This is a genomic window from Shimia haliotis (assembly GCF_900114415.1).
Taxonomy (GTDB): Bacteria; Pseudomonadota; Alphaproteobacteria; order Rhodobacterales; family Rhodobacteraceae; genus Shimia; species Shimia haliotis.
Map to the genome: position 1 here is coordinate 271870 of NZ_FOSZ01000004.1, position 16993 is coordinate 288862.

16 protein-coding genes are annotated in these 16993 nt (G+C 54.5%); 11 read left to right on the top strand and 5 right to left on the bottom strand.

The window, feature by feature from the left end; translation table 11 throughout:
• The first annotated feature begins 145 nt into the window (after nucleotides 1-145).
• From BM069_RS11950 to rfbA, 7 genes are all read left to right on the top strand, one after another.
• Nucleotides 146-1060, top strand: coding sequence for a D-amino acid aminotransferase (locus tag BM069_RS11950; protein WP_093323962.1), 915 nt, complete (start codon nucleotides 146-148; stop codon nucleotides 1058-1060).
• A 53-nt stretch (nucleotides 1061-1113) separates the two neighbouring features.
• The gene (locus tag BM069_RS11955; protein ID WP_093323964.1) at nucleotides 1114-1827 is read left to right on the top strand and encodes a sulfotransferase-like domain-containing protein; all 714 of its coding nucleotides are present in this window, start codon (nucleotides 1114-1116) and stop codon (nucleotides 1825-1827) included.
• Between the two features lie 116 nt (nucleotides 1828-1943).
• Nucleotides 1944-2501: a dTDP-4-dehydrorhamnose 3,5-epimerase gene (gene rfbC, locus BM069_RS11960; RefSeq protein ID WP_093323965.1), complete on the top strand. Its 558-nt coding sequence runs from the start codon at nucleotides 1944-1946 to the stop codon at nucleotides 2499-2501.
• 5 nt (nucleotides 2502-2506) lie between these two features.
• Complete coding sequence (gene rfbB, locus BM069_RS11965) at nucleotides 2507-3556, top strand: dTDP-glucose 4,6-dehydratase (RefSeq protein WP_093323967.1); 1050 nt, start codon at nucleotides 2507-2509, stop codon at nucleotides 3554-3556.
• Nucleotides 3502-4224, top strand: coding sequence for a sulfotransferase family 2 domain-containing protein (locus tag BM069_RS11970; RefSeq protein ID WP_244503611.1), 723 nt, complete (start codon nucleotides 3502-3504; stop codon nucleotides 4222-4224). The genes rfbB and BM069_RS11970 overlap by 55 nt, the downstream gene beginning before the upstream one ends.
• Nucleotides 4196-5074 carry a dTDP-4-dehydrorhamnose reductase gene (rfbD, locus tag BM069_RS11975; protein WP_093323970.1) on the top strand — a complete coding sequence of 293 codons (879 nt, stop codon included), beginning with the start codon at nucleotides 4196-4198 and terminating at the stop codon, nucleotides 5072-5074. The genes BM069_RS11970 and rfbD overlap by 29 nt, the downstream gene beginning before the upstream one ends.
• A gap of 1 nt (nucleotide 5075) precedes the next feature.
• On the top strand, nucleotides 5076-5951 hold the full coding sequence (rfbA, locus tag BM069_RS11980; protein ID WP_093323972.1) for a glucose-1-phosphate thymidylyltransferase RfbA: 876 nt from the start codon (nucleotides 5076-5078) through the stop codon (nucleotides 5949-5951).
• 3 nt (nucleotides 5952-5954) lie between these two features.
• On the opposite strand, the gene BM069_RS11985 is transcribed toward rfbA, so the two are convergent.
• The 3 genes from BM069_RS11985 to BM069_RS11995 form a co-directional block, all read right to left on the bottom strand.
• Nucleotides 5955-6818 carry a sulfotransferase gene (locus BM069_RS11985; RefSeq protein ID WP_093323973.1) on the bottom strand — a complete coding sequence of 288 codons (864 nt, stop codon included), beginning with the start codon at nucleotides 6816-6818 and terminating at the stop codon, nucleotides 5955-5957.
• Between the two features lie 48 nt (nucleotides 6819-6866).
• A complete protein-coding gene (locus tag BM069_RS11990) occupies nucleotides 6867-7571 on the bottom strand; it encodes a sulfotransferase domain-containing protein (RefSeq protein WP_093323975.1) in 705 nt (234 codons plus the stop codon).
• Between the two features lie 117 nt (nucleotides 7572-7688).
• Nucleotides 7689-10364, bottom strand: a complete 2676-nt coding sequence (locus tag BM069_RS11995) for a hypothetical protein (protein WP_170846741.1) — start codon at nucleotides 10362-10364, stop codon at nucleotides 7689-7691.
• Nucleotides 10365-10728: 364 nt separating this feature from the next.
• Between BM069_RS11995 and BM069_RS12000 the strand changes: the two genes are divergently transcribed.
• Together BM069_RS12000 and BM069_RS12005 are read left to right on the top strand one after the other, a co-directional pair.
• Nucleotides 10729-11931 carry a glycosyltransferase gene (locus tag BM069_RS12000; RefSeq protein WP_170846742.1) on the top strand — a complete coding sequence of 401 codons (1203 nt, stop codon included), beginning with the start codon at nucleotides 10729-10731 and terminating at the stop codon, nucleotides 11929-11931.
• Entirely contained in the window at nucleotides 11928-13160 is a 1233-nt protein-coding gene (locus BM069_RS12005) for a glycosyltransferase (protein ID WP_093323979.1), read from the top strand. Before BM069_RS12000 ends, BM069_RS12005 begins: the two co-directional genes overlap by 4 nt.
• Here BM069_RS12005 and BM069_RS12010 read toward each other — a convergent pair.
• Nucleotides 13157-13954 (bottom strand): ABC transporter permease, encoded by a 798-nt coding sequence (locus tag BM069_RS12010; RefSeq protein ID WP_093323981.1) that lies wholly within the window; start codon nucleotides 13952-13954, stop codon nucleotides 13157-13159. The two genes, BM069_RS12005 and BM069_RS12010, sit on opposite strands and share 4 nt — an antisense overlap.
• 386 nt (nucleotides 13955-14340) lie before the next feature.
• Between BM069_RS12010 and BM069_RS12015 the strand changes: the two genes are divergently transcribed.
• Nucleotides 14341-15411, top strand: coding sequence for a KpsE/RkpR family capsule polysaccharide export protein (locus BM069_RS12015; protein ID WP_093323982.1), 1071 nt, complete (start codon nucleotides 14341-14343; stop codon nucleotides 15409-15411).
• Nucleotides 15408-16094, top strand: a complete 687-nt coding sequence (locus tag BM069_RS12020) for an ABC transporter ATP-binding protein (protein WP_093323983.1) — start codon at nucleotides 15408-15410, stop codon at nucleotides 16092-16094. The genes BM069_RS12015 and BM069_RS12020 overlap by 4 nt, the downstream gene beginning before the upstream one ends.
• A gap of 155 nt (nucleotides 16095-16249) precedes the next feature.
• On the opposite strand, the gene BM069_RS12025 is transcribed toward BM069_RS12020, so the two are convergent.
• Nucleotides 16250-16852 carry a sugar transferase gene (locus tag BM069_RS12025; protein ID WP_093323985.1) on the bottom strand — a complete coding sequence of 201 codons (603 nt, stop codon included), beginning with the start codon at nucleotides 16850-16852 and terminating at the stop codon, nucleotides 16250-16252.
• Nucleotides 16853-16993: the final 141 nt, after the last annotated feature.

A 16993-nucleotide genomic window follows, 5' to 3' on the forward strand; every position in this document is an offset into this window, starting at 1 on the left:
ACCCACACTGCGCCACTGTCTAAGGACCCTCAATCCTGTGAAATCAAATGTCACGTCGTGGTGATCAGCTTTGATCACAATTTCCGACTTGGCCTTCTTGACGCGTGGCACTAGCGTCTCGTGACACAAGAAGGAAAGAGCGCTCATGACCGATCACGTCACCACACATCAGGCCGCCGAGGATGCTCGCAACGAAGACATTCTGATCTGGCTCAATGGCCGTGTCGTGCCAAAAGCGGAGGCCGTTGTGTCTGTTTATGACAGCGGCTTTATGCTCGGGGATGGCGTGTGGGAAGGGCTGCGCCTTTACAATGGGCATTGGGCGTTTCTGTCTGAACATATCGACCGTCTGTTTGAGGCCGCCAAGGCCATTGATCTGGACATCGGGCTTGATACGGCTGGCGTCATTCAAGCATTGGAAGACACCCGCGCCGCCAACAATATGACAACCGACGCCCATGCCCGCCTTATGGTGACGCGCGGCGTCAAAACACGTCCGTTCCAGCATCCTGGGCTAAGTCGTCAAGGCCCGACGATGACCATCATCATGGAACATTCCAAACCCTCTCTGCCGCGTCCGATCCGCCTTGCCACCGTGCCGCACATTCGCGGCCTGCCGATGACGCAAGACCCTAAGTTGAACTCCCATTCTAAGCTCAATTGTATCCTTGCCTGCATTGCCGCCGAAAAGGCCGGTGCTGACGAAGCGCTGATGCTCGACATCAATGGTTTTGTGAACACGACCAACGCTTGCAACTTCTTTATCGTGCGCAAAGGCGCCGTTTGGACTTCGACGGGCGATTACTGCATGAACGGTATCACCCGCCAAAAGGTGATCGACGTCTGCCGTGCTGACGGTATCCCGGTTTTCGAGCGCAATTATTCTCTGGTCGACACCTACGGCGCGGACGAGGCATTTCTTACCGGCACTTTCGGTGCCCAAACACCCGTAAGTGAAATCGACGGACGTCAGATCGGGACCGGTGAAATGGGCGACATGACCAAACACATCCGCGCACTCTATAAAGATTTGGTGGCAAAAGACGCCGCCAAATCCTGAGTAAAGAATTCACCGACGCAATACCGACACGATACCGACAGGAGTTTTGCCCCGTGAAAATCGCAATGTGGAGCGGCCCCCGAAACCTTTCAACCGCGATGATGTATGCCTTCGGAAACCGACCGGATTGCACAGTTGTTGATGAACCGTTTTATGCTGCCTACTTGTCGATCACCGGCCTTAATCATCCGATGCGCGATGAAATACTGGCCGCGCAAAACCGGAATCCCGACGCCGTGGCCGAGATGTTGCTTGGCGTCCATCCGGACGGAAAACGAGTTTATTATCAAAAACATATGACACAGCACATGATTGAGGGCGTGCCCCGAGACTGGATGCGGAATGTGACAAATGTTTTTCTAATCCGTCACCCTGCTCGCGTGATATCGTCATATGCCGCCAAGCGCGAAAACCCGACGCTGGCAGATATCGGATTTGCGCAACAATCAGAGTTGTTCGATTTGGTGGCGTCGTGGGGGCAAGATCCCGTAGTAGTTGACAGCCATGACATCCGCGATGATCCACAAGGTATGCTGGAAAAGCTTTGCGATTCCATTGGCTTGTCATTTTCAGAGGCGATGTTGTCGTGGCCGGAAGGTGGTCATAGGAACGACGGCGTTTGGGCGCCGCATTGGTACGGATCAGTGTGGAATTCCACCGGTTTTGACGGCGCCGAAGGTCCACTTCCGATGGTGCCAGACCACCTTCAAAGTGTGCTAAACGCCGCATTGCCACTCTATGAAAAGATGAAGGCCGCCAAACTTTAACCGGCGCCATATGGGGCTCATTGCCTATGAGGGACCACTCAAACCGTCTGTAGGGTTTTCCTAAGTGGTAGCGGCGTGTATGTATTTGGCAATGCTTATTTTTTGGACCCGATATTATGTTGGATGTAGTGGCCCTTGGATTGCCGGGTGTCGTGTTGCTGACCCCCGCTCGTTTTGGCGATAATCGCGGATTTTTCTCGGAAAGTTGGAACCGCCAGCGTATGGCGGAAGCGGGATTGGACATCGATTTTGTTCAAGACAACCATAGCCTTAGCAGCGAAGCGGGTACCATTCGCGGCCTGCACTTTCAAACACCACCTCACGCGCAGGGCAAACTGGTGCGATGTGGCCGTGGTGCTCTGTTTGATGTGGCGGTCGATATTCGTAAAGGCAGCCCGACCTATGGTCAGTGGGTGGGCGAGGAGCTCACCGCGGAAAACGGCAAACAGTTGTGGATCCCCCCAGGATTTGCGCATGGCTTTGTGACCCGCGCGCCCGACACGGAAATCATCTACAAATGCACGGACTACTACGCGCCGGATTGTGATGCCGGCTTGCGTTGGGACAGCTGCGGGGTCGATTGGAGTTTTGACGGCGCACCGATTTTGTCCGAGAAAGACACGCTCGCACCGACATTTGAGGGCTTTGATAGCCGTTTCAACTACGAAGGCTGATCGAAATGAAACTCTTGGTAACGGGCGGCGCAGGTTTCATCGGATCCGCAGTGGTGCGATTGGCGGTGTCGCGTGGACATGAAGTTGTGAACCTGGATGCGCTGACGTATGCGGCATGTCTTGAGAATGTCGCGGAAGTCGCCGAAAGCCCTCTTTATCATTTCGAAAAAGCGGACATTCGCGATCGCGCAACCCTTGATCGGGTTTTTTCAGAGCAGAACCCAGATGTCGTTATGCACCTTGCGGCGGAATCGCACGTGGATCGATCCATTGATGGGCCTGGCGATTTTATCGAAACGAATATCACTGGCACCTATAACATGCTTGAGGCCGCCCGCAGTTATTGGGTGAGTGCCGGAAAGCCCGACGGGTTTAGATTTCACCACATCTCGACAGACGAAGTTTTCGGCTCTTTGCCAGCAGATCCGGACGTACAATTTACAGAAACCACAGCTTATGATCCGCGCAGTCCGTATTCCGCGTCCAAGGCGGCTTCTGACCACCTTGTTCGAGCTTGGCAGGAGACCTATGGACTGCCGGTTGTTCTGACCAATTGTTCCAACAACTATGGCCCATACCATTTTCCAGAGAAGCTGATTCCGGTGATCATTCTCAACGCTTTGGCAGGCAGGGCGCTACCAATTTATGGTGATGGGTCCAACGTCCGAGATTGGCTGTTTGTAGAAGATCACGCCGATGCCCTTTTGCTTGTGGCTGAGAGGGGCGCATTGGGCCGAAGTTACAATATTGGCGGCGAGAACGAGCGTTCCAATCTGGAATTGGTAAAGACTCTGTGTGCCATTCTAGACGAGAAACGCCCGAAAGTGGGCGGGGATTCGTATGCGGACCAGATCACATTTGTAACCGATCGACCGGGCCATGATGAGCGGTATGCGATTGATCCCACTCGAATTCGCGAGGAACTTGGCTGGCGCCCGAGCGTGACGGTTGAAGAAGGCCTTGCGCGGACGGTGACTTGGTATCTGGACAATGAAGATTGGTGGCGCCCGCTTCAGGAGCGGCACGGTGTTGGTCAGCGTTTGGGTGCGGGGTAGTCGATATGCCAATCGCTCGGATCGCCGGTAAACTTGTCTATTTTGCTCATGTGCCAAAGTGCGCAGGGACGGCGATCGAGCACTATTTGGAAGCCCGGTTTGGCTCGCTGGCTTTCAAAGACAGCGCTTTTGGCTCGCTGGAGGCCAAAGGTCGCTGGAACAACAGTTCTCCGCAGCACATTCCGCTGGATGCATTGTCGAGGTTGTTTCCAGATGACTTTTTTGACGCCAGCTTTGCGGTCGTGCGCCACCCGATCGACCGTGTCGCATCAGCATTTTTGTTTCAGCGGGAAATAGAGGGTCGGATTGCGCCCGAAACAGGGTTTGGGCCTTGGCTGAGTAACTTGTGTGCGGAGACTCAAAAAGAGCCTTTTTTGTATGACAATCATGTGCGTTCATGTGCGGACTTTATTCCAGAAACAAGCACCGTGTTTCGACTGGAAGATGGTTTGCAGAAGGTTGTTGACTGGCTTGATCGCTTAGCGGGCAACGAAGATGGCCCGCGCCAAATCGGAAACAGCAACGCTTTGATTGAGCGATTGAAGTGGCAAGATCGTGATCCGGTGAAATTCTCACTGAGTGATGAAGAGCGCTCACAAGTTCATGCGCTGTTTGCAGCGGACTACGAAAGGTTCGGGTATGACCCAGACGCCAACACCCGCTATTGATGCGCCAATTCTGGTTTTTGGACGAACCGGGCAAGTCGCTACAGAACTAAGACTACAAAGCGACCGTGTGATCGCGCTGGGTCGCGACGAGGTCGATTTATCTGATCCGGCGGCCTGTGCGAGGGCGATCAAGGAGGCAGATGCGGGAGCTGTAATCAATGCAGCGGCATATACGGCCGTGGATCGCGCAGAAGAGGAAGAAGCCCTTGCCACTTTGGTCAACGGTGCCGCTCCGACGGCTATGGCCGAGGCCTGCGCGGCTCGGGAATTGCCGTTGGTGCATATCTCCACTGACTACGTTTTTGATGGTCAAGGTACTAGCGCGTGGAAACCAAACGATTTGACCGGTCCATTGGGCGCATATGGCCGCTCAAAACTTGCTGGTGAGCAGGGCATTCGCAACGCGGGAGCACACGCATCAATATTGCGCACAAGCTGGGTTTTTTCGGCGCACGGCAACAATTTTGTAAAAACAATGCTACGTGTGTCGGAAACTCGGAATGCGCTGACTGTTGTGGCTGATCAGGTTGGCGGCCCGACGTCGGCCGCGGATATAGCTGCGGCCTGTCTTGTTATGACGGACGCGATGATTGTGGGACAGGCCGGCGGCACTTTCCATTTTGCCGGCGAACCGGATGTAAGCTGGGCAGAATTTGCCCGTGAAATCTTCGCTCAGTCTGGGCGAGAGGTGACGGTCACGGACATACCAGCGTCTGACTATCCTACACCTGCGAAACGCCCTTCAAACTCGCGTATGGACTGTACTGACCTGGAGCGGGAATTTGGAATTGCGCGCCCCAATTGGCGGGCCAGCCTAGCGGTTGTTTTGAACGATTTGAAAGGTAGCTGACATGAGCAAGCGTAAAGGCATCATTCTGGCGGGGGGCTCTGGCACCCGACTTTATCCAATCACAATGGGTGTGTCGAAACAGCTCCTACCGATTTATGACAAGCCGATGATCTATTATCCTCTCAGCGTGCTGATGCTGGCGGGTATCCGAGAAGTGGCGATCATCACCACACCAGAAGATCAGATCCAGTTTCAACGACTTTTACAGGACGGCGGCCAATACGGCATGCAGTTCACCTATATCGTGCAGCCAAGTCCTGACGGATTGGCACAGGCGTTTATTCTGGCAGAAGATTTTCTTGATGGCGCCCCCTCCACATTGGTTTTGGGGGACAACATCTTCTTTGGTCATGGTCTTCCGGAACTGTTGGCGAGCGCGGATCAAAAGGAAGCTGGCGGCACCGTGTTCGGATATCGCGTTGCTGACCCGGAGCGTTATGGTGTCGTTGATTTTGACGACGAAGGGCGGGCGGTGTCGATTATAGAAAAACCGGAAGTCCCACCGTCGAATTTTGCGGTCACCGGTCTCTACTTTCTGGATGGAAGTGCCTCTGAGCGCGCCCGCAAAGTGCAGCCTTCGGCGCGCGGTGAGCTGGAGATAACCACGCTTCTGGAGATGTATTTGCATGAGGGCAATTTGTCGGTGGAGCGCATGGGACGTGGCTACGCGTGGCTGGATACCGGAACACACGGGTCGCTCTTGGACGCTGGAAATTTTGTCCGAACACTGGAGCAACGCCAAGGCCTGCAATCCGGCTGTCCTGACGAAATTGCCTTTGACCAAGGCTGGATCACGCGGGATCGGCTTGAAGAGCGTGCCAAGCTTTTTGCCAAGAACGCCTATGGCCGGTATCTCGAAGGACTTCTGAAAGGCTGATCGTCACAGCCAACTTGCTGGAGGTTCAAGGCCAAGGTCGGTCAGTTCTGATTTGATCCGTTCGACATCCTCTGTGAACAGGTCGGGAAAGAACTCTGGCATCGGACGCTTGACCGATTCCGTCATGCGTTTGTCCAAAATCTGTTGGGGATAGTCGAAGTTCGAGATATCGAGAAAGTCTTCGATTTTCTTGAGCGTCCCGCGCTGATCTTCGTGTAGGTCTTCGTAAAACAACGGCATCCATGTGCCTTCGGGCAATCCCTCTTTCACGCGCCTTAAGACCGCTCCGTATTCTGCGTTGTCCCACAGGAAGTCTTTTTTCGCAAAGGCCTGAAACTCTTCTGGTGTCCATGTATCGAGCTTGTCGACCTGATTGGTGACTTGCAGGTGGAATTTCGTATGACTCCAGAGGCGTTTGATCGGGTCCCTCATTGTGTACAGGACGCGTAGTTTGTTGCAGTCATCATGAATGCGCGGCCAGGCTTCTACTGGGACGTGAGCCGTAAGATTTGAAAACTCGCAGGCGTATTTTTGGTTGCCGCGCAGCTCGAACAAATTGCGAAACCAGTGATCATCAACCGGACGGCTGAGGTAGGCGCTAACCCAGTGCAGGTTGTGGCGAATGCGGTCGATATTGGCGCGATCAGGATCAAAGCGATTGAGGTATTGCTGCTTGGCGTTTCTCATGCGCCTTTGATCGCTTAGCAATCCAGAATTGACGTAGCGATGATAGAAATAGTGGATTTCTTTCTCGAGCGAAAAATGCAACTCGGGGTGTCGCGAAAGCACTGTATAGAGCCATGTGGTGCCGGCCTTCATGGCGCCGATACTCAGGAAAAGATTTCCAAAAAGCTGTTGTTGGCTCATTGTTCGTTCTCCACGAAAGAGGCCTCAATAATGTGAGGACTGTCGCCCTCAAATGTCCCAATCAAAACTACGCCCAAGCAAGGCTTCCAACGTCTGAATGTCCTCACGGAAAATACTTTTCAGGCGTTTCATGTCGTCAGGCAATACGTCAAGTCGATTGGGCGTTGGAGATGTGGTTGTGTCCAACAATGATCGGTCAATCAAGTCATAAACACCGGGTTCAACGCCGACGTGAGTCGCGACTTTCTTGAGCACGGCTCGACCGTCTACCTTGATCTCATCCTGGGTCAGAACCAGCAATTGATCTTTGGAGAAATGAGCCAGCCACCGGCCCAAATGTTTTCCGTACAGTCCGCCTTCCGTGGTGTTGCGAGAGAACAGGGGGTTTTGAGAGCCTTCGTTGTTTCTGATAGCCTGCGCCGCGGCAGAAATCGCCCTTTCGACGGGATTGCGCAGAATGACCATAAGACGCAGGTCGGGTGCCAACTCTTTCAGCTCCGCGATGCGAGCGTCGGTGATGCGCAAATATGCGGGGGTTATTTCGCCGGTTTTTCCGCCGATGTGATCGATCTGTTTGCCGCTGAACATCCTTTGGTATTGGACAATCTTGCGTCCCATTTGGTCGCGGCGATCCCAAAAATGGATCTCTTTGCCACGAGGAAAATAGATGTCTGGGTGCATGCAAAGGCGCTTGAAAAGCCAGGTCGTTGCGGCTTTCTGTGCGCCGATACCTACGAAATCAGGTCGCGACATACCCCGTCCACACCTCCTAAATGAGCGTCATATCTGGAGTAACAGGCGCTGGAAGAACAGCGCAACCTCTTTTTAGAAACACCCGATGACATTAAAAGTAGGTACAGTGATATTTGGCTAAAAAAGAAAGTCAGATGAGTCCAGTTGATCCAGCTGCACACCAATGAGGGTGATTTGCCCGTTATGCCCCGTGTCGATCACAACATTCCCGTTTGCGGTTGAAAGAATGTGATTGGCCAACAGGTCCTGAATAGACGTGATGGCTGCAACGCCCCGTAGGTCAATGGTTTCATTCGCATTGGCTGCATCGAAGTCCATGATGGTGTCCTGTCCGTGTCCGGAGGCAAACACAAAGGCATCGCCATTTTGACCGCCGGTGAGGACGTCATCACCGACACCACCGATCAATGTGTCAAATCCGCCCCCGCCGAACAGTGTGTCGTTGTCGCCGCCCCCACGTAGGTGATCGTTTCCGGCATCGCCACGCGCGATGTCGTGACCGGCGCCTCCAACAAACGTGTCGTTGCCGTTGCCTCCCCAAAAACGATCATGACTGTTGCCCCCATCAGCGCTGTCATGTCCGTTGCCACCATATAGCCAATCGGTGCCACCGCTGCCGATCAGCGTGTCATTGCCCTGTTGACCAAAAAGGGTGTCTGCATAAACACCGCCGTCCAGAAAATCATTGCCTTCGCCGCCACGTAGCATGTCATAGAGATTGCCGCCGACCAATGTGTCCGACCCTGCGCCACCATCGAGTGTGTCGTCGCCGCCATTGCCGCGCAGCAAGTCATTTCCGGCTCCGCCAAAAAGGCGGTCGCGGCCGAACTCTCCCAGAAGCGTGTCGTTGCCATTGCCGCCATAAATCGTGTCGCTGTCACGTCCGCCGTGCAGGCGATCCGAACCTTCGCCTCCCTGAAGCAAATCATTGCCAACCCCGCCGCGCAGCGTGTCGTTTCCGGCTTCTCCAAATAGGCTGTCGCGTCCATTGCCACCGAGGATGCTGTCGTTGTCACCGCCGCCTTCGATGGTGTCTTGTTGACCGCCACCCTCGATGGTGTCGTTTCCTGCGCCACCGCGCAGTATGTCCTCTCCGCTTCCTCCGATCAGCCGGTCGTTGCCTGTGCCACCATAAAGCGCATCGTTTCCAATCCCACCTCTCAGCAGGTCATCTCCGGCCAGACCCGCGAGTGTGTCATGCCCTGCGCCTCCTTCCAGATTGTCGCCGGCAGCGGTGCCAATAAGCGTATCATTTTCTGAACCGGGCACCGGCTCAGGGTCTGGGTCCGGTTCGGGATCTGGATCGGGTGTTGGAGGCTGGGTTACGGGCGAAGTCGCAGGATGGTCGATGACGCCGACCAGTGCGGCATGTAGGGTTGCCTCTGTGAGTCCGGCCCCCGAAGCGATAATTTCCAATATGTCGTTGCCATAGGTCAGAATGGCACCGGTCGAGGTGATTGTCGTAAAGATTTGGCCGATGGGATAGGACCCGAGTGCGAAGGTGAGGTCGATTCTGTCTACGCCAACTTGGAAGTCTGCAATCACATCTCGTTGTCCATCAGCGCCAAACACAAAAACGTCCACACCGTCGCCGCCGGTCAATGTATTCTGCCCATTGCCATCGCGCAGAATGTCGTCACCTGCGCCGGCGGCAACAGTTCCACTTCCTTCTATTGCGAGCGTGTCGTTTTGGGGCGTGCCGATCAAATGGCCCGAACTTCCCACGACAAGATCGCCCAGGGCGGCAATATTTATCACCAGATGGGTCACACCGGCCTCTGACCCTGAACCGACAAACACGTGAATGTCACTGCCAACTACACTGGAAGAAAGGGCGGAAACGGAGTGAAGGCTTGTGTCGCCGGTGTCGATAAGCGTGTCCAGAGCTATAAGGGTGCCGTCCGGCAGAAGGGTCAACAGCGTTACGCCGCCGTCAGAGCCTCCCGCGATGACAAAGACATGGTCTCTGACGGATATTACATCGATTTCCGTGACGTTTTGGAACCGGCTTAGACCGGTGTCCAACGCGTGATCGGTGAGCACCAAATTACCGTCGCTTGCCACTTGAAGCACGGAAAGGCTTGACGTGCCCGACGCTGCAACAACGAGAAAATCTGCACCGTCTATTGTTGCTGGCTCGATGGCTGTGATGGTGTGCACCGGTAGTCCGTCGGCCGCACCTAAAGAGCCGTAGTGTTGAAGCTGCCCAGAGGCGGAAACTTGATATATGTCGATCCCGTTGGACAAAGCAGAACCGGTATAGAGAAAGCTGCCTTGATCAGTCGCGAGACGCGCCATGGTGGAAATGCCATTTGCGAAGGGGCTCACGGTACCGGAAATGGTTTGCACTAAGGCCAGTGTTCCCGACGTGGTTTCTTGATAGACTCTCAGGCTCGTGCTGTTGGGTTCTGATACATAGATGAGTGTGGCTGAACTGGATTGATCCGCGAGCACAACGCCTGCGTTTCCATAGTGATCTCCATTGGAAAGGAACGTTCTGATTGATCCTGCGGACGTTGCGGTGGCCTGCTCGATGAGGGCGTCAAGCATGGTGCGAGACAGGCTGAGAAGTGAGCTGTCAGAGCCCAGCGAAATTCTGTTGTCTGTCAGGCTGTGTTGGGTCGTGACAGATGCACCGCCGCCGACGGGTGTTGAAATCTCGGTTGCGGTGCCCAGCCCATGGTGAAAAACCGTCACTCCCGAATTGGAGGACATGGGTGTGAAGGACAGCGTGTCGGACGCAAAGCTGAAACTACCACTGGTCAACAGACCGGTGAAACTGAATGAGAGCATAAAAAATACCTGCGCCGGATCGGCAAAAATGGTGCCCAAATATGTCGGAAACAGCCGAATTCGCGCGGGCGGAAATGTGTTGAAATCGTGGAAGATAGAACAGAAGCGTCGAGAATTCATCGCAATTTTTAGTACTTCCCAATCGGGGTGCTATGCGGAATTTTGGTCAAAAGAGATCGGCAGATTTAGGGTTTCTCCAATCGGGAGCGATGGTTAAGAAGGGGCAAGTGCATTAAGGTTTGGGCGTGCGATGCTTTTGATCGATATGTTTAAACGCGACAAACTCTCGAGATTTTCTAGAGCAATTCGCGAAGAGGGATTGTCTGGCGCGTTGGCCCGGACAAAGCAATACGTTAGCAATCGTATGGCAGGGCGCGGGTACTCGGCGTTAATCCGCAGCGGTCGGGAACGGCCGAAAGCGCCTTCGGAGTACCTGTCCTCCCTTTGGTTGGATCTTGCCGAAAACGACGGCTTCCACATTTCACAACCTCCGGCGATTTTGAACAAACGCCGCAAGATCGCGATGATCGGTGATCTGAACTTACCGCAATGCCGCAAGTATCGGGTCGAACAGTTAGATGAAATCTGGCGGCTTGCTGACGTGGAGTACATTTATTCCCACTATGAGGACGTGACGCGTTCGACCACGATCATGCAAGATGCCACACACGTTATGTTCTATCGGTTGGCCACAACGCCTTTGACCAGCATGCTGAGCTACGAGGCGCGGCGACTAAGGTTGCCCATTCTGTATGATCTTGATGACCCGCTGTTTTCCGTTTCTGCATATGGCACCTACGAAAACATGAAGGCGCTGCCTGTTTGGCGGAAGACGCATTTCATGAACGAGGCGCCGAAGTATCTGGACGTCATGAACAGTGCAGACATGATCAGCGTGTCCACTCCGGGAATGCAGGCGCATGCAGGGCTTTATTCAACGCGCCCTGTCTTGATGCGCCGAAACTTTGCGGATCAGCAGGCGTTGGAGGCCGGCACGCGCGCGATTCAATCCCGTACCAAAAGAGATGGATTTCGTGTTGCTTTTGCCAGTGGGTCACAGGGTCATGAAATCGACTTCAACCTAATTGCGGATGATGTGACAGGTTTCCTTTCGGAGGGCGGGGATCGCAAGCTTGTCATTTTGGGGCATTTTGACCGCAAGCTGCTGCCTGCCGAGTTGCGAAGTCAGGTAGAAACCCACCCCTTCAGGGACTACGAAACCTACCTGCGGACACTGTCGACGGTGGATTGCGCGGTGATGCCGTTGACAGATGACATCTTCAATCGCTGCAAGAGCGCGGTGCGCGTGATTGATGCGGCATCTGTCGGTGTTCCGAGCATTGTCGGGTCGGTGAGCGACATGGCTGAGGTGGTGGACCATGGGCGCAGCGGACTGGTCCTGAACGCCACTGACGGTTGGGCGGAAGCGCTCGATCGGATGGCTCGGGATCGCTCCGAGACTGCGGAAATGGGGCGTGTCGCCCGCGAATTGCTCGAGAGCCGCTGGAGTGCGCGTCTTGATGCGCCGGTTGTTGATCCTGAACTGATCCGTTGGGTGAAGGCATGACGCGGGGACAAGCGCCACACGTTCTTGTCATCAATGTATTTTTTGCGCCTTTTACTTATGGCGGCGCGACGGTGGTGGCGGAACAGGTTGCGCAGCGCCTGAAAGCCGAACACGGGTTTCAAGTCACAGCGATTTCAGCCACCTGTCAGGAGCACATGCCGCCATACGTGGTCATCAAGACCGAAAAAGCCGGCATCGTGAACTATGTCATCAATCTGCCGTTCCATCGTAACTATGCTGAGTCCTATGACAATCCGCAGGTCACCGAGGTGGTAGAGAGGCTTTTGCGCACGATTTCTCCCGACGTAGTGCACATGCATTGCGTGCAAGAGGTCGGCGCTGGAATCATGCCAATGATCCGGCGGCAAGGGGTGCCGATGGTTTTGTCGACGCATGATTTTTGGTGGCTGTGTGAGCGGCAGTTCATGATCCGGATGGATGGGCGCTATTGTGGGCAAGACCCGGTTCGGATTGAAAACTGTCGCGGTTGCGTGGATGATTTTGATCGGACACGCAGCCGAGATAGTCGCCTAAAGGCCGCCGCAGCCATGGCGGATGTCATCACCTATCCCAGCGATTTTGCGCATGACTTGAGTGCGCGATCAGGATTGACTGCTAAGAGATCTATGGTGTGGCGTAACGGGGTCAAAAAACCTTCGCCACGCTTTTTTGAGAAACAGGCAAATCGCAGAGCAGCAACCGGAGGGCGCGTGGCCTTTGGGTTTGTGGGAGGGCCGTCCCACATCAAAGGCTGGCCGTTCATTCGAAAGGCATTTGAGACGATCGAGCGGGAAGATTTTGATGGCTATCTCGTTGACGGCAGTATGGACGGCAGTTGGTGGAGCGATGTCGATCTCAAGAAACTGAAGGGGAACTGGTCTGTTTATCCTCGGTTCTCGCAGGACGAAATGGATAGGTTCTACGCCAAAATTGATGTGCTGTTGTTCATGTCCCAGTGGAAAGAAACCTTTGGTCTGACGATCCGCGAAGCACTGGCCCGCGGGATCAAAGTCATTCAAACTGACAGTGGCGGCACCACGGAGCATGCTGCTATTGAGGCCTCTGAGCTTTTGCAGATTGGTCAGGGGGCCGATCATTTATTGCCCCACATTGTCAGGGTTCTTGAGCCGGACGGTGCCGCGCAAGAGCCGATCGACGTCACAAGTTTTTCTGATCAGGCGACCGAGATGGCGGCGTGTTTGCGGCAGGTTTTGCAGGACAACACTTAGCGATACAGCAGGTCGCGAGAGTTGCGGTGCAGCAGCAGCAAACCAAGCAACAGACAACTTAGGGCGATTGTCGCGACATAGAGCGGCGAAACATAAGCCGCGTCGTAGTTGTAGTAGATGCTTCGGCGCATCATTCCGGTGACGTGGACCATGGGGTTGTACCACAGATAGTCACTGTAGGGTGGTGGAACCGCCTCGAATGTGTAGAAAACACAGGAAATAAACAGAAGAGGTCGGGTCAAAATTCCCCAGATCTGTTCCCAGAAGGGGAACCGGAGAAACAGATAGCAGTTTAGGGTTCCGATACCGGCTCCGAGGCCCAGCAGCATTGCCCAGCCTGAGAGCATCTGGCCGATATGGATATGCGGGGATTGGTTGTAAAAAAACATGATACAGCCCAACACGACAGCGAACACCATCACCTGAGTCAAGCCGTTGATCAGCCACCTCGCGATCAGAGCGTCCAGATAGGACACTGCTGGAAAGGCAAGCAGGGCTCGGGAGAAATCCAGCGCCTTGGCCAGTTTCCCAGCCACATCCAGAAACGCCAGCAAAGGCAGAAGACCAGATGCGTAAAACAGGGGAAAGTTGGTGCCCAGATCAGGTTTACGCAGGGCAATGGAGAAGACAATAGTCAGCAGCATCACACCGGCTGCAGGTTGCAGGATCGCCCACAAATACCCAAACGCTGTCCGACCGTAAGTGGTCGACATTTCACGCAAAACCAGAGCGATAATCGTTCTGGAGCTACGGAAGGACCGTGGTTTTTGAGCGACAAATTCAGTCTCTGACATGGGTAGGAGTACTGGCTTTCTATCTGTCACGTGTTAAGCTTTGAGTAGTGTATTTTGCTTTGCGAGTAAACGAGAGAGCTGTTTTGAATACGAGCAACCCCCAGCCAAATGCGCGTGTGGCGCGAGGCAAACAGGAAACTGATATGTCCGAGAACGCCTCTGCCAAACCTGCCAGCGTCAAGAAAAACGAGACGGGTGAAAAGCGTCCGGGGCAACAGCAAACTCAACAAGGGAACGGGAACCGGAATAAGCAGCCCGGACAAGGAAATCGTGCACCCAATCAGGGGGGCAATGGAGGAAGGCAAAGGTCCGCTGCGAACAAGCCGGACAGCGTGGTTCAAACTGTTGCAGGACCTGCTCGACCCCGCCGACGTCATGTGCGGCTCATGTTGTTTTTTCTGTTGTGGGTGGTGGTGCCGTTTGCGGTGGTCATCTGGTACCTCTATTGGGTGGCGCATGATCAATACGCCTCTTACGTAGGCTTTACTGTCCGTTCAGAGGAAGCCAGTTCCGGCTTTGAATTGCTTGGAGGCATCACGGATTTGTCGGGCAACAGTTCCGGCGACACGGATATTTTGTACAAGTTTATCAGCTCGCGTCAGATGGTAGAGGCCGCGCATAGGCAGCTGGATCTTGGGTCAATTTATGAAAACCCCGAGGATCCATATTTCGGCATGAAGCCAAACAGCACAATTGAAGAGTTGCAGGACTATTGGCAGCGGGTTGTGACTGTTTACTATGATACTCGCAGTGGTTTGCTTGAGTTGCGCGTTGTGGCGTTCACGCCTGAAGACGCGCAGAGGGTGGCACAGCTTGTCGTGCAGGAAAGCACCCGCATTATCAATGATTTGACGGCCATTGCCCGAGAAGACACAACCCGATACGCCCGAGAAGAACTCGACCGCACGATTGAACGCCTGAAGGTAGCACGCCAAGATATCAATAAGTTCCGCGCGCGCACGCAGATCGTGGATCCTTTGGCCGATACACAAGGCCATTTGGGTCTATTGAACAATTTGCAGACACAATTGGCGACGGCTTTGATTGAACTGGATCTGGTGCGTGAAACAGCGCGAGAGGGTGATCCACGGATCACACAGGGTGAACGCAAGGTGCGGGTTATCGAAGAACGCATTGCCCAAGAAAGAAATCGCTTTGGCAGTGAGATCGAAACCGAAGACGACACCTATTCCCGACTTGTCGGTGAGTATGAAGAGTTGGCGGTGGAACTTGAGTTTGCCAACAGCAGTTACCTGTCTGCCTCGGTGGCGTATGACGCCGCTTTGGCGGAGGCTCAGCGCAAGTCCCGGTATGTTGCGGCCTATATGAATCCAACCATGGCGGAGTCGGCGGAGTATCCGAGGCGCGCGCAGCTGAGCCTTCTTACGCTTGGGGCGTTGTTGGTGAGTTTCCTGATTTTGTGCCTTGTCTATTACGCGATGCGGGATCGGCGATGATCCGGATTGAGGACCTCTGGAAAACCTACCATATGAATGGCCGCAGTAAGGTCGTTGCGCGCAATATGAATGCGACGATGCCATCGCGCACGGCTGTGGCCTTGTTGGGCAGAAACGGTGCGGGCAAGTCCACTTTGATGCAGATGATTGCCGGAACCATGACACCGGACGACGGGCAGGTGGTGTCCAGCGGGTCGATTTCTTGGCCGGTGGGTTTTGCCGGCTGTGCGCATCCCCAACTCACCGGCCTTCAGAACACCCGGTTTGTGGCGCGTGTCTATGGTGTGGACAGCGATGAGCTTGTTGAATCCGTTAGAGAATTCGCGGAACTTGGCCAACACTTCTACCTCCCGGTTCGCAGTTATTCCTCCGGTATGAAGTCACGTTTGGCCTTTGGGCTTTCGATGGGCATTCACTTTGATACCTACCTTGTGGACGAGGTGACTTCGGTCGGGGATGCCACCTTCAAGCGCAAGAGTGATGAGGTTTTTCTGGAGCGGTTGCAGCACAGCGGAATGGTGATGGTGTCCCATTCGATGCAAGCGGTAAAGAGATTGTGCACTGAAGGCGCCGTGCTGGAGGACGGCAATTTGACCTACTACTCGGATATCGACGCCGCAGTGGATCACTACATGGAAATGGTCGAGAAAGACAAAGAGCGGAAGCGGCGCGGTGGTGCTTAGTCTGATCGCCTGTTAACCGGCTGAAATTTATATGAATTTCCTGTCGGCAAAACGTCGGTATTACGTCGGTATTGCGACGGTGCGATTTTGGTGACAGGTCTGGCAAATGCACCGCGCGTTGCGAGGGGAGCTGCTGAACTTGCGATGCGTGAGGATCAGCGGCGGCCAAATACGGTTTGATACATGATCACGAAATCCCAGCATGTGTTGTGATTGTCGCGATAGATAATGTCGAGGGCAGCTTTGCGAGGCACGCAGGCCCGCGCATAGATCTCGTCGGTTTCCTCTGCGGTGGCACAGCGTTCCAGAAGCAGTGCTTCGTGGCGGTGATAGACCAGTGACGCCAAGCCCGTGATACCAGGGCGGGCCTTGAGAACTTCGCGGTACACTTCGGGATGTTGCTCTACATAGCGGCGCAGGGGCGGGCGGGGACCAACAAGGGACACATGCCCCAAGAGCAGGTTCCAAAGTTGCGGTAGCTCATCAAGCCGCTTGGCGCGCAGCACGGCGCCGTTGTCAGTCACGCGCCCGTTTTTGTCGCCGCCTGTCGCCATCCCATCGTTGCTGCCGGTTTGCATGGTTCGGAATTTGACCAGACCAAAGGCCTTCTGAGGGGTTTTCATTCGTTCACTGACGAAGAAAATCGGACGCCCGTCTTTGATCAGCACACGCAGGGCGATCCACAGGATCAACGGTGACAGAACAAGGCCGAGAAACAGCGCAGAGAGAATGTCGATCAGGCGCTTGAAAGGGGTCATCCATGGTCCCTTTCTCGGGATTGGCAGGGGGGGGCGTGTTCGCAGGTACGACACAGGTCCGGTTCATTGTGAACTTTACCTTAGGCGAGGGTGGAGAGAAACAGGGAGATGGACCTGTAAGAGGCAGTGCTTTAACAATCA

What these genes read in the sequence shown, in the direction of transcription:
- BM069_RS11950 (WP_093323962.1), top strand. Translation starts at nt 146, where the DNA reads ATGACCGATCACGTCACCACACATCAGGCCGCCGAGGATGCTCGCAAC.
- rfbC (WP_093323965.1), top strand. Translation starts at nt 1,944, where the DNA reads ATGTTGGATGTAGTGGCCCTTGGATTGCCGGGTGTCGTGTTGCTGACC.
- rfbB (WP_093323967.1), top strand. Translation starts at nt 2,507, where the DNA reads ATGAAACTCTTGGTAACGGGCGGCGCAGGTTTCATCGGATCCGCAGTG.
- rfbD (WP_093323970.1), top strand. Translation starts at nt 4,196, where the DNA reads ATGACCCAGACGCCAACACCCGCTATTGATGCGCCAATTCTGGTTTTT.
- rfbA (WP_093323972.1), top strand. Translation starts at nt 5,076, where the DNA reads ATGAGCAAGCGTAAAGGCATCATTCTGGCGGGGGGCTCTGGCACCCGA.
- BM069_RS11985 (WP_093323973.1), bottom strand. Translation starts at nt 6,818, where the DNA reads ATGAGCCAACAACAGCTTTTTGGAAATCTTTTCCTGAGTATCGGCGCC.
- BM069_RS11990 (WP_093323975.1), bottom strand. Translation starts at nt 7,571, where the DNA reads ATGTCGCGACCTGATTTCGTAGGTATCGGCGCACAGAAAGCCGCAACG.
- BM069_RS11995 (WP_170846741.1), bottom strand. Translation starts at nt 10,364, where the DNA reads ATGCTCTCATTCAGTTTCACCGGTCTGTTGACCAGTGGTAGTTTCAGC.
- BM069_RS12000 (WP_170846742.1), top strand. Translation starts at nt 10,729, where the DNA reads ATGGCAGGGCGCGGGTACTCGGCGTTAATCCGCAGCGGTCGGGAACGG.
- BM069_RS12005 (WP_093323979.1), top strand. Translation starts at nt 11,928, where the DNA reads ATGACGCGGGGACAAGCGCCACACGTTCTTGTCATCAATGTATTTTTT.
- BM069_RS12010 (WP_093323981.1), bottom strand. Translation starts at nt 13,954, where the DNA reads ATGTCAGAGACTGAATTTGTCGCTCAAAAACCACGGTCCTTCCGTAGC.
- BM069_RS12015 (WP_093323982.1), top strand. Translation starts at nt 14,341, where the DNA reads ATGTTGTTTTTTCTGTTGTGGGTGGTGGTGCCGTTTGCGGTGGTCATC.
- BM069_RS12020 (WP_093323983.1), top strand. Translation starts at nt 15,408, where the DNA reads ATGATCCGGATTGAGGACCTCTGGAAAACCTACCATATGAATGGCCGC.
- BM069_RS12025 (WP_093323985.1), bottom strand. Translation starts at nt 16,852, where the DNA reads ATGACCCCTTTCAAGCGCCTGATCGACATTCTCTCTGCGCTGTTTCTC.